A 10,907-nucleotide genomic window follows, 5' to 3' on the forward strand; every position below is an offset into this window, starting at 1 on the left:
CGCGCAGTGGTCGGGTGGACAGAGAGCGGGGATGAAAGCGCGAAAAGAATGCTTCGGCAAACGAAGCCGAAGTGGCTCAAAACCCTGCAAACGGGCCGTGGGCGCAGTTTAGCTTTTCACGCTCCGTAAAGGTACCAACTGCCCGGCAGGCGGCCCAATCCGGGGCTAGAAATCCTGCTTGAGCCACTGCCGGAAGCTGGTCTGCTGCTCGGCTGTCGGGGCAGTCAGGCGGGCGATGGTGATTTTCTGCCAGAACCGCTGGCCCGCATCCGCCGCCAGTACCACCGTCAGCAGACGGTTCTGCCGGAATACGGTCAGCTGGTGGTGGTCGGCCCCGTCGCTGAGCAGCGTTTGCAGGTTCATCTCCACCCGGCGGCCATTCACGGCCACTATTTCGTCGTCCACCGTCAGGGCCAGGGCGGCGGGCGAGTCGGGCAGAATGTCGAGCACCTCGGTCCGCTCGTTCTTTACCACCGCCCGGAAGCCGTAGGTGCCCTCGGCGGCCGAGGCGTTTTCCTCGACAAGCAGGCGGCAGCCCACGAAGCCCAGCACCCGGTTCAGGGGCTCTTCCAGCGGGGCGGTGCCGTAGATAAACTTGTCGAAGTAAGCCTGCATGTCGCGCCCGGCCACTTCGCTCACTATCCGCCCGTAGTCTTCCTCGGTGTAGCCCACGCCGGTCTGGCCGAATTCGGTCCAGAGCTGGCGCATCACCTCATCGAGGCTGCGCTGGTGGCCCGAGAGCTGGCGCAGCGTCAGGTCGAGCAGCAGGGCTACCAATGCGCCCTTGTGGTACACCGACACCTTGCGGTCGGGCACGCCGGGCTTGTAGCCGTCCAGCCAGAGGTCCATGCTGGCATCGGCCACCGAGAGGTGGTAGCGGCCGTAGTCATCAAAGTGCTTGCGCAGCACCGTGTTCAGCTCCTGGAAGTACTGGTCGGCGGTGCGCACGCCGGCCCGGGCCAGCAGGTACTCGCCGTAGTAAGTGGTCAGGCCCTCGGCAATGAAGCAGGTGCGGAAGTAATTCTCGCGGGCGTAATCGTAGGGCTGTAGTTCGGCGGGCCGGATGCTTTTGATGTTCCAGGCGTGGAATAGCTCGTGGCAGCTCACGCCCAGCAGCTCCTTGTAGAGGCCCTCACTCATGAGCAGTTCGGCCGGCCCCAGCGTAATCACCGTCGAGTTCAGGTGCTCCACGCCGTGGTAGTGCTTGTAGGGCAGAATCTGGTTCAGGAAGTGGTAGTCGCGGGCCGGAAACGAGCCGAACAGGGCCAGCTGCTCTTCGCTGAAGGCCCGGAAATCCTGCACCAGCCGCGCCCAGTCCACCGGGCACTCGCCCTGAATCCAGATGTAGAAGGGGAGGCCCTGCACCTCGTAGTTGCGGTATTGCAGGCTGGGGCTGGCAATCAGGGGCGAGTCGGCGAGGTGGTCGAAACTCTGGGCTTCGAGCGTGTTGGGGCCACGCTGGGGCAGCCCGCAGGCAATCTGCCAGCCCTCCGGAATATCGAGCAGCAGCTGGCACGTCTCCTGCTGGCGGCCCTCAATGTACAGGAGGGCCTGCACCGGGTTGAGGTAGAGCTGGGATTCATCGAGCCAGGAGCCGCCCGCGTCCATCTGGTGGGCGTAGAAGTTGTAGCGCACCCGCACGGTGCGCCCCGCCGCCCCGCTCAGCTGCCACCGGTCCTTGGTAATTTTGCGCGCCGCCAGCGCCTCGCCCGAGGCCGCGTCTTCCAGCACCACGTGTTGCAGCTTCTGGCCGAAGTTCTGAAGCTCGTAGCGCCCCGGCCGCCACGCCGGCAGTTGTAGCTCCAAGGCTTCCTCGGTGCCGGCGGGCACCTCAAACGTCATCTGAATCTGGAGGTAGAAGGTGAGCGGGTTCTCGAAGGAAACGTGGTAATGAATCATGGCAGAAGAGGGGCGAGGCGGCGGTAGTCAGGCAGTTTGCCGCCGCAATTTACCGCATATTCCAGCGTCCGGGAGCATTCTTTTTGAAACGCGGCTGGCCCTTTACCGGGTAGCAAAAGCGGGTTTAATCTCCCGGATTGGGCGTAAATTGTTGGAAATAGGCGGGCTAAACCGGGGGCAATACTTGTCTTTTCCAAATCATCCTCCTACCTTTGCCGGCCCTAGTTGTAACAGAGTCACTTACTCATACCATGAAACGTACTTTTCAGCCCTCGCAGCGTAAGCGCCGCAACAAGCACGGTTTCCGCTCGCGCATGGAATCCGTTAACGGTCGTAGCGTAATTGCTCGTCGCCGTGCCAAAGGCCGCAAGCGCCTGACCGTATCCGACGAAGGTCGTCATAAGCGCTAAACCGCTGCCGACGGCTATTCAGCCGCATTTTCCGCCGATGAACACACCCGTTTCAACGCCGGCAGCGCGCTCCTACTCGTTTCCGAAAGAAGAACATCTGTGCCGCAAAAAGCTCATCGACGAGCTTTTCGGCCGGGGTTCTTCTTTTGGTTTATACCCCCTGCGGCTGATCTGGCTGCCCGTAGAAGAGCCCTCGACAACTCCGCCCCAGGTGCTGGTGAGCGTGAGTAAGCGCAACTTCAAGCGCGCCGTCGACCGCAATTACCTCAAGCGGCTGCTGCGCGAGGCCTACCGCCTCAATAAGTACCGGCTCCTGGAAGCCGAGGGCGGCCACCGCGTGGGCCAGCTGGCCATTATTTATACCGGCAAAGAAAAAAAGCCGTTGGCGGTGGTGGAAAAAAAATTAATTTCAGGGCTGGAGCGTTTGCTTACCGATGCCAATGCAACCCCTGCCGGGAGTACTGGTTCCTAAGTACTGACGCGCGTTGTGTGGGGTGGCTTTTCGTTGAGAACTGAAAACCGGCCGCACGACAACCGTAGGGTCGTTTCGTTGCTTTCAGCCCCCACCTATGCGCAAAAAATCTATTGTCGCCGCTGCCTTCCTGGGTGGTGCTGCCCTGCTCGTATCCTTCCGCCCGGCTTCCGATAACGAGCGGTATTTTGAAATTGCCAAGAACCTCGACATTTTCGCCACCCTGTTCAAGGAGGTGAATACTTATTATGTGGACGAGGTGCCGCCGGCCAAGCTGGTGAAAACGGGCATCGACGCCATGCTCAAGTCGCTCGACCCCTACACCAACTACATTCCCGAGGACGACATCGAGGATTTCCGCACCATGACCACCGGCCAGTACGGCGGTATCGGGGCCGTGGTGGTGAAGCGCAACGGCAAAACGGTAGTGCAGGCCGCCTACGAGGGCTACCCGGCCCAGAAAGCCGGTCTGCTGCCCGGCGACGAAATCCTGAACATCAACGGCGTCATCGTCGACAAAAAATCGAACGCCGATATCAGCAAGCTGCTCAAGGGGCAGGCTAATTCGGTGGTGAAGCTGATGGTGACCCGCTACGGCCAGGATGCGCCCGTCGAAATCAACATCACCCGCGACAAAATCCAGGTCGACAACGTGCCGTATTACGGGATGCTGACGGCTGACATCGGCTACTTCCAGCTAGCCGGCTTCACGGTGGATGCCGGCAAGGAAGTGCGCCTGGCGGTGGCCCGGCTCAAGGAACAGGGCGCCAAAAAGCTCATCTTCGATATCCGCGACAACCCCGGCGGCCTGCTCAACGAGGCCGTGAACATCTCCAACCTGTTCGTGGACAAGGGCCGCGACATCGTGAGTACCAAAGGCAAGGTGTCCGACTGGAATAAAACCTACAAGGCCCTGGATATGCCCCTGGATACCCAGATTCCGATTGTGGTGATTACCAGCAACCGCTCGGCTTCGGCCTCCGAAATCGTGTCGGGCGTGTTGCAGGACTACGACCGGGCCGTGTTGGTGGGGGAGCGGACCTTCGGCAAAGGGCTGGTGCAGGCCACGCGTCCGCTCAGCTACAACTCCCAGCTCAAAGTCACGACGGCCAAGTACTACATCCCGAGCGGGCGCTGCATCCAGGAAATCGATTACTCCCACCGCGCCGACGACGGCACGCTGGGCAAAGTGCCCGACTCGTTGCGCACGGCCTTCAAAACCCAGGCCGGCCGCACCGTATTCGATGGCGGCGGCGTGGCCCCCGACGTGGAGGTGAACGACCGCGAAATTGCCGACATCACCCGCGTGCTACTCCAGAAGAGCTACCTCTTCGACTACGCCACGCGCTACCGCTCCGAGCACCCGACCATTGCTACGGCCCGGCAGTTCAAGCTCACCGACGCCGACTACCAGAAGTTCGTGGACTACCTCAAGGACAAGGACATCAACTACAGCACCGATGCTGAGAAGTCGTTGGCCGACCTCACCAAGAAGGTAAAAGCCGAAAAGCACTACGACGACGTGAAAACCGAGTTGGAAGCCATGCGCCGTAAGGTAACCACCAACAAAGCCAACGACCTGACCCGTTTCAAGCCCGAAATCCGGGAGATGCTGGAGCAGGAAATCGTGTCGCGCTACTACTTCCAGAAGGGCAGCATTGAGGCCAGCTTCGACGACGACCCCAACATCCTGATGGCCCTGAACGTGCTCAACGACCAGCCCCGCTACACGGCCCTGCTGCGCGCCGGCACCGACGAAGCCAAGGCCCGCCCCGAAGCCCGCCGCAACGCGAGTACCAGCCGGCAGTAGCCACCAACGGGGCTGTTACTTCACCGCCATCAGGCATGAAGAATCGATGCCAGCATATGCGGGCATCGGCTGGTTTGCCGGACTGAAAACCAAAAAACAACCTGCTCCCTTACTGCTGCGCTGAAATCAGGTGCTACACCCGGGGACACAGCTCCAGCTTCGGTAGCCCCAGCACCCCGTCTTTGCCCAAGCCTCTTTCAACTCCACAGCGGTAGCGGCAGGAGTGCACTTTGGTGAGCTGACACTACGCACGCAGCGGGTAATTTGAGAAGCAGGCGCATAAAAAAGCCCTTTCGTCCCCGTGGTCGATAGGGCTTTTTAGTTTTGAGCCCATCCGGAAAAGTCCCCGGCGCGGGGGCATTTCTGGATGGGCTATCGTTTTGTAACGTTCGGCGAAAAAAAGTGGAGCAACGCTACACGGTCTGTAGCGTTGCTCCACTTTTTTTCGTTGAACGCTACACCTCGGAGTAGTTTTCAAATTAGCCTCCGCCCCTATCATGATCTGAAGTTCGTACACTGACCTGCAATTCGCTCTGAATAGGCGGGCACACGCGAACGTAGCAAAACAGGCCGCCGCCAGCCCCGGCATGAGGGCCTGAAATCAGCGCGGCTACTTACGCATCCCTGCTTAAGCGCTTACCTTTGCCGTATGTCCACGCTGCTGCTGTCTCTTGAAACGTCCTCGCCCGCTTGTTCCGTGGCCCTGCACCACCTCGAAACGGGGCGGCTGGTGGGGCAGACGGAGCTGCGGCTGGAAAAGTCGCACTCCTCCCATCTGAGCGTGCTCATCAGCCAGCTGCTGGAAAACACCCTGCACACGCTGGCCGACGTGGCGGCCGTGGCCGTGTCGGACGGGCCGGGCTCGTACACGGGTTTGCGCATTGGCGGGGCCGCCGCCAAGGGCCTGTGCTATGCCCTGGAGGTGCCGTTGCTGGCCATCAGTACCCTGCAAAGCCTGGCCCACCAGGTAGCCACGCGCACCGCCCGGCCCGCGCAGTACCTCTACTGCCCCCTGCTGGATGCGCGCCGGATGGAAGTGTACGCCGCCCTTTACCGCGCCGACGGCTCCGAAGTGCTGCCGCCCGCGCCCCTGCTGCTCGACGAAACCACGCTGGCCGAACAATTGGGCGGGCACTCGTTGTTATGCTTTGGCAGTGGGGCCGCCAAGTTTCAACCGCTGGTAGCAGATAATCCGCACGCGGCTTTTCTTTCGGGCATCGAGCCTTCGGCCATTGCGGTAGGCGAGCTGGCACTGGCTGCTTATCAACGGCAGGAATTCCGGGACGTCGCCTACTACGAGCCGTTTTACCTGAAGGAAGTGTACACAACCACGCCTAAAGCGAAGTAAAGGCTGCGCAGAACAACACGCTGCTCCCCTTTTGCTTCTCCCCTCTACCTATGGAAGACTTCATCAACCGCGTAGCGCAAAGTGCCCTCGTCACTCTCAACCTGGAGGAGTTTATTCATCCCGGCGAGCGGGTCGAGTACGACATCAAGGACAATCTGTTTCATGGCCTGATGCTGCGCGAAAAGGATTTTCGCGCCTTTGTAAAAGACCACGACTGGAGCCAATACGACGGTAAAAATGTGGCCATCATCTGTTCTGCCGACGCCATTGTGCCTACCTGGGCCTATATGGTGCTGGCCGGCAAGCTCCAGGGCCACGCCCACCGCTACGTATTCGGCAGCCTGGATGCCCTGGAGCAGGACCTGTTCCACGAAGCCATTGCCGCCCTCAACCCCGAGGACTACCACGACGCCAAACTCGTGGTGAAAGGTTGCGGCGAGAAGCCGGTGCCGACCTACGCCTACGTGGCCATTATGCAGAAACTGCTACCCGTAGCCAGTAGCATTATGTACGGGGAGCCGTGCAGCACGGTGCCGCTCTATAAGCGCCCGAAAGCAGCGTTAGGGTAAGGCCTGGCCGAACCGGACCCTATTGTGGGGGAGGCACTATTCTGAAGCGGGCCGCTGGCCTTTCTGGCCGGCGGCAGGAGGCGGGCGGCCCGTTGTTGGTAAGATGGGAGAGTATTTTTAGCTGCAACATCTGCATCTTTGAGGCCCAAACGCCCCGTTCATGCCCCAAACAGCTGCTTCTCCCTACAAAATCAGTGTGCTGACGGGCGTGGCCATCGTGGTGGCCAATATGGTGGGTACGGGGGTTTTTACCAGCCTGGGGTTTCAGGTGATGGGCATTCAGAGCGGGTTTGTACTGCTGATGCTCTGGGCCGTGGGCGGCATCATTGCCCTGTGCGGGGCGCTGTGCTACGGGGAGTTGGCGGCGGCCCTACCCCGCTCGGGCGGCGAGTACCACTATCTGTCGAAGATTTACCACCCGGCGCTGGGCTTTTTGTCGGGCTGGGTGTCGGCTACGGTGGGCTTTGCCGCGCCCACGGCGGCGGCGGCGCTGGCCCTGGAGCAGTACGCCGGCAGCGTGTGGCCCGGTTTGCCGCCCAAACTGCTGGCCGTATCCGTTGTGGTACTCCTGACGGTGGTGCACGCCCTCAGCAGCCGGGCCGGCAGCCGGTTGCAGGTGATTGTAACGGCGCTGAAGGTGCTGGTGCTGGTGGGATTTATCGGGCTGGGGCTGGCCGTGGCCTCGCCTCAGCCGCTGGCTTTCACGCCCCAGGGGCCGGCCGACTGGCAGCAACTGTTGAGCCCGGCGTTTGCGGTGTCCCTGATTTTCGTGTCGTATGCCTACTCGGGCTGGAACGCCGCCGTGTACCTGACGGGCGAAGTAGATCAGCCCCAGCGCAATCTGCCGCGCATTCTGCTGACGGGCACTGCCCTGGTGCTCGTGCTCTACGTGGCCCTGAACTTCGTCTTCCTCTATTCCACGCCCATCAGCGCCCTCAAAGGGCAGGTAGAAATCGGTTTCGTGGCGGCTACCACCCTATTTGGGCCGGCGGGCGGGCGGCTTATGGGCGGGCTGATTGCGGCTTTGCTGGTGTCCACCATCAGTTCCATGATATTCGCCGGGCCGCGCATTGTGCAGGTGATGGGCGAAGATTTGCCGGCCCTGCATTTTCTGGCCCGGCGTAGCGCGGCCGGCGTGCCGGTACGGGCCATGCTGTTTCAACTGGTGCTTACGCTGGTGTTCGTGCTCGAATCCTCATTCGCCCAGGTGGTCGTATACGCCGGCTTCGTGCTGAACCTGTTCACCTTCCTCACTGTGCTGGGCCTGTTTGTGCTGCGAGTGCGCCAGCCCGACCTGCTCCGGCCCTACCGCGCCTGGGGCTACCCGTTCACCCCCCTGCTGTTTCTGGGGCTCAATGGCTGGACACTCTGGTTCATCGCCCGCGACAAACCCACCGAAACGCTCTACGGCCTGGCCACGCTGCTGCTGGGCCTGCTCGTGTACGCAGTCGGCCAGCGGTTGAGCCGCACCAGCGCGCCGCAGTAGGCGCGGGGCGGTATTACTTTTTGATTTTTCGCTCACTGATGATTCTCCGAATGCGCTTTCCCATTATCAAAGGTCTATTCCCGCTGCTGCTGGTCGTGTTGGCGGCCTGCTCCGATTCGACTTCCACCAAAACCGGGCAGGCGGCCGCCCCGCCCGTTGCGACCCCCGACACGGTAGCGGCCGCCCTACCGGCCGCTCCGGAGCCCGTTGTTCCCGATACCTCGGCCACGCACAACGTGGCCGCCTACCTGGCCGGGCTCCGGGTAAGTGAGCAGAGCGACCTGAAACCCCTCGCGGCCCAACCCGCCTGGCAGGCCTACGCGACGGATGCCGATAAAAGCTGGGACAAGTACCACTCCACCCGCACTGCTAAAATAGAGGGTTGGGCCGCCACCGAGCTGGATTCGGTGCGCGCCGCCAGCCCCACTATCTTCTATCCTTTCAGCGGCCCCGATTTTCTGAACGTGACCACCATGTTTCCCACCAGCCAGACCTACGTGCTGATGGGCCTCGAACCCGTGGGGACCGTGCCGGCCCGCGCCACGCTGGAAAACGCCAAGCTGTTTTCGGCCCTCAAGGCCTCGTTGTGGTCGGTGCTGAACTTCAGTTTTTTCCGCACCAATGCCATGGCCGTGGATCTGAAGTCGGTGGAGCTGGACGGTGCCCTGCCCCTGATGCTGCTGTTCGCCACCCGCACCCATCATCAGGTGGAAGCCATCCGCTACGTGCAGCTCACTTCCGAAGGCCAACTCACCGAGGCCGACTCGGCCACCATCCGCAAGCCCGGCCCGAAACATGTACCCGGTGTCGAGATGAAGTTGCGCACCCAAAACGGCCAGGAAAAAACGGTCCTCTACTTTTCCGTCGATATCAGCGACTGGAAGCTCAGCACCACCCAGGAGGCCGCCCTCAAGTACGTGCGCACCCTCGGCCCGCTCACTACCTACGTGAAATCGGCCACCTACCTCATGCACAAAAGCTACTTCAGCAAGGTGCGGAATCTGGTGCTGGAGCGCAGCAACTACGTTTTGCAGGACGATTCAGGCATTGCCATGAAGTACTTCACGCCCACCAACTGGCAGTTTACCTACTACGGCACCTATAAGCGCCCCATCAACCTGTTTGCCAAGCAGTACCAGCCCGAACTCACCGCCGCCTATACGGATAAGGCCCACCCGCCCCGCCCGCTGCCATTCGGCACCGGCTACAACTGGCGCGAAAACGACTCCAACCTGCTGCTGGCCCACCGTACCACGCCGGTTCAGCAATAGCCCGGTACCACAGTCCTGATTTCCAGAGAGCCGGGTTCCTATTCAGGGGTCCGGCTCTTTCCGTAAGCGGTGGTTAGCAGGTTGCAGCGGGCAGGGAGGAGTTTTTAACGAACTTTGATGACATGATTCGCCCCCTTGTCTTATTTTTCGGTGGCCTGCTGCCCTTGTGGCTGGTTGCTGCCGGTTCTGCGCCACTACCGGCCACTCCGCCGCCGGTTCCGGGAGCCAACAGTCTGCTCCTCGATAGTCTGCTGCGCGCTGATGACCGCCTGCGCTCCGTGGTCGAGCATGCCGACGAGTACGAGTTGCAGGTGATTTACACCCAGATCAACCGCGACGACCAGCAGCGGCCAACGTTCGTGCAGCATAACTTCCGGCTCGATGCCGGCCAGTATTTCAACCCGGCCAGCCTGGTGAAGCTGCCCACCGTGGCGCTGGCCCTCGAAAAGCTGAACCGCCTGCACCAGCCCGGCCTCACGCGCCGCTCGCCCATGCGCACCGGCACCGCCTTCCGCTGCCAGACACCCGCGCCCTTCGGGGCCTCTCCCGATTCCGACCGCGTGAATACCGTCGGTAACTATGCCAAGCGCATGCTGCTTGTCAGCGACAACCAGGCCTATAACCGGCTCTACGAGTTCCTGGGCCAGCGCCCCCTCAACGAGCGGCTGGCCGCGCTGGGCTATCCGGAAACGCGCATCGTTCGGCGCTTTGCTCCCTGCGATACGGCCGCCAACCGCTACACCAACCCCATCGATTTCCAGGACCCGGCCACGGGCGTGCTCAGCTACCAGCAACCGGCTGCCATCAACCGCCAGCCTTTCGGGTTTCCGCTGGGGCACATTGCCAAAGGGCGTGCCCACCAGGCCGGCGGCCGTATCGTGGCAGGCCCCTACGATTTCACCACCGCCAACTACCTGCCGCTCCAATCCGTCACCACCATGCTGCGCGCGGTCCTTTTTCCCGAATCTGTGCCCGCCAGCCAGCGTTTCGACCTCGCGCCGGACGATTACGCTTTCCTGCGCTACTACCTGCACCAAACTCCGCACAGTTCCGGCTACTCCTTATATAAGCCCGAGCGGTATTTCGATGCATACAAGAAGTACCTCTACTACGGCCGTCGTCCAGCGGCCACGGCCGCTCCAGAGTTGCGCATCTATAATATAGTAGGCATGTCGCACGGCTACCTGGCCGACGTTGCCTACTTCGCCGATGCCACCCACCAGGTCGAATTCATGCTGAGTGCGGTCTTATACGTGAATAAAAACGGCGTCATCAACGACGGGACCTATGAATACAGCTCCGTAGGGCTGCCTTTTCTGGAGGCATTGGGTCAGCAGATCTATCGATACGAAGCGTCCGGCGTGCGGCCGGCAGCCCATATTTCCGCTCAGTTTACCGGCACCGAGGGTACCCGTTAGCCTACCGCTAGTTGTCCCGGAAAAGAAAGTAGCTGATACTGTGAGCGGAAGCGGGTGGGGTGTGGCTATTTTATGGTCCGGGTTTGCACAGTTAGCAGAAAGGGCGCACTTTTGCACTCCCAATCCGAAACGCGGAAGGGACCGGCCGCTCAGGCAGCCCGGGCTTGAAAAAATAGTTTTGCTGCGGGCTTGCAAACTTCCCACCGGGTTTGCTACCTTTGCAC

9 protein-coding genes are annotated in these 10,907 nt (G+C 61.2%); 8 read left to right on the forward strand and 1 reads right to left on the reverse strand.

Annotated elements, in window-relative coordinates:
- Positions 1-165 precede the first annotated feature (165 nt).
- Complete coding sequence (locus tag D0T11_RS10500) at positions 166-1,899, reverse strand: M61 family metallopeptidase (protein ID WP_119655747.1); 1,734 nt, start codon at positions 1,897-1,899, stop codon at positions 166-168.
- A gap of 251 nt (positions 1,900-2,150) precedes the next feature.
- Here D0T11_RS10500 and rpmH point away from each other — a divergent pair, with 251 nt between their 5' ends.
- From rpmH to D0T11_RS10540, 8 genes are all read left to right on the forward strand, one after another.
- Positions 2,151-2,309, forward strand: a complete 159-nt coding sequence (rpmH, locus tag D0T11_RS10505; protein WP_088465719.1) for a 50S ribosomal protein L34 — start codon at positions 2,151-2,153, stop codon at positions 2,307-2,309.
- A gap of 37 nt (positions 2,310-2,346) precedes the next feature.
- Positions 2,347-2,781 (forward strand): ribonuclease P protein component, encoded by a 435-nt coding sequence (locus D0T11_RS10510; protein ID WP_119655748.1) that lies wholly within the window; start codon positions 2,347-2,349, stop codon positions 2,779-2,781.
- A 97-nt stretch (positions 2,782-2,878) separates the two neighbouring features.
- The gene (locus D0T11_RS10515; protein ID WP_182888336.1) at positions 2,879-4,591 is read left to right on the forward strand and encodes a S41 family peptidase; all 1,713 of its coding nucleotides are present in this window, start codon (positions 2,879-2,881) and stop codon (positions 4,589-4,591) included.
- Positions 4,592-5,240: 649 nt separating this feature from the next.
- Complete coding sequence (gene tsaB, locus D0T11_RS10520) at positions 5,241-5,939, forward strand: tRNA (adenosine(37)-N6)-threonylcarbamoyltransferase complex dimerization subunit type 1 TsaB (RefSeq protein WP_119655749.1); 699 nt, start codon at positions 5,241-5,243, stop codon at positions 5,937-5,939.
- A gap of 50 nt (positions 5,940-5,989) precedes the next feature.
- Positions 5,990-6,508 (forward strand): DUF2480 family protein, encoded by a 519-nt coding sequence (locus D0T11_RS10525; RefSeq protein ID WP_119655750.1) that lies wholly within the window; start codon positions 5,990-5,992, stop codon positions 6,506-6,508.
- Positions 6,509-6,668: 160 nt separating this feature from the next.
- Entirely contained in the window at positions 6,669-7,994 is a 1,326-nt protein-coding gene (locus D0T11_RS10530; RefSeq protein ID WP_119655751.1) for an APC family permease, read from the forward strand.
- 50 nt (positions 7,995-8,044) lie between these two features.
- On the forward strand, positions 8,045-9,265 hold the full coding sequence (locus tag D0T11_RS10535; protein WP_119655752.1) for a hypothetical protein: 1,221 nt from the start codon (positions 8,045-8,047) through the stop codon (positions 9,263-9,265).
- A 122-nt stretch (positions 9,266-9,387) separates the two neighbouring features.
- Positions 9,388-10,683, forward strand: coding sequence for a serine hydrolase (locus D0T11_RS10540; protein ID WP_119655753.1), 1,296 nt, complete (start codon positions 9,388-9,390; stop codon positions 10,681-10,683).
- Positions 10,684-10,907: the final 224 nt, after the last annotated feature.

This window comes from Hymenobacter rubripertinctus, from assembly GCF_003583925.1.
Classification (GTDB): domain Bacteria; phylum Bacteroidota; class Bacteroidia; order Cytophagales; family Hymenobacteraceae; genus Hymenobacter; species Hymenobacter rubripertinctus.

What these genes read in the sequence shown, in the direction of transcription:
- rpmH (WP_088465719.1), top strand. Translation starts at nt 2,151, where the DNA reads ATGAAACGTACTTTTCAGCCCTCGCAGCGTAAGCGCCGCAACAAGCAC.
- D0T11_RS10510 (WP_119655748.1), top strand. Translation starts at nt 2,347, where the DNA reads ATGAACACACCCGTTTCAACGCCGGCAGCGCGCTCCTACTCGTTTCCG.
- D0T11_RS10525 (WP_119655750.1), top strand. Translation starts at nt 5,990, where the DNA reads ATGGAAGACTTCATCAACCGCGTAGCGCAAAGTGCCCTCGTCACTCTC.
- D0T11_RS10515 (WP_182888336.1), top strand. Translation starts at nt 2,879, where the DNA reads ATGCGCAAAAAATCTATTGTCGCCGCTGCCTTCCTGGGTGGTGCTGCC.
- D0T11_RS10500 (WP_119655747.1), bottom strand. Translation starts at nt 1,899, where the DNA reads ATGATTCATTACCACGTTTCCTTCGAGAACCCGCTCACCTTCTACCTC.
- D0T11_RS10540 (WP_119655753.1), top strand. Translation starts at nt 9,388, where the DNA reads ATGATTCGCCCCCTTGTCTTATTTTTCGGTGGCCTGCTGCCCTTGTGG.
- D0T11_RS10535 (WP_119655752.1), top strand. Translation starts at nt 8,045, where the DNA reads ATGCGCTTTCCCATTATCAAAGGTCTATTCCCGCTGCTGCTGGTCGTG.
- tsaB (WP_119655749.1), top strand. Translation starts at nt 5,241, where the DNA reads ATGTCCACGCTGCTGCTGTCTCTTGAAACGTCCTCGCCCGCTTGTTCC.
- D0T11_RS10530 (WP_119655751.1), top strand. Translation starts at nt 6,669, where the DNA reads ATGCCCCAAACAGCTGCTTCTCCCTACAAAATCAGTGTGCTGACGGGC.